General features: G+C 56.8%; 1 protein-coding gene. It reads right to left on the minus strand.

Annotated elements, in window-relative coordinates; genetic code table 11:
- A partial coding sequence (locus AC5PZ0_RS28290; RefSeq protein WP_493856215.1) for an IS3 family transposase occupies positions 1 to 320 on the minus strand: 320 nt, incomplete at its 3' end.
- Positions 321 to 585: the final 265 nt, after the last annotated feature.

Raw genomic sequence — 585 nt, forward strand, 5'->3', positions numbered from 1 at the left:
CCAACAATTCGGCGGGCGAACAGATCAATGACCACTGCCAAGTGATACCAGCGCTTCCCGACCATCAGGCTGGTAACGTCGCCGCACCAGACTTGGTTGATTGCCGTTGGCTCGAAGTTACGGTCGAGCAGGTTTTTGGCCACAAATGCCTCGACGCCCCTGGAGCGATACTGATGACGACGGCGCTGCCTGCTGGCCAAATTTGCCTCCGCCATGAGCCTTCCGGCCAGATACCGCCCCACCTTGAGCTGTTGGGCCTTCAAGTGCTGAGAGATCATCCGCGCACCTACGCTTCCTCGGCTTTCAACGTGCAGTTGCACGACTTTTGCTCTGAGCGCCTCACGCTTGGTATTCGGCGCTGAACGGCGGCGAAGCCAGTCATAAAACGCACTGCGGGAAACGCCCAGGACATCGCAAAGCAGTCTGGTCGGATACGAGCTCGACTCTCTCAGTTCCTCAATCAGGAAAAACGATCGGGATCCGACATCAAGAGAGCCGTAGCCTTTTTTAAGATTTCAGCTTCGGTCTCCAGTCGCTTGACCTTGGCTCGCAGTTGTTGGAGCTCTCGCTGTTCGTCGCTGATTG

It is taken from the genome of Pseudomonas sp. 5.2, from assembly GCF_059025405.1.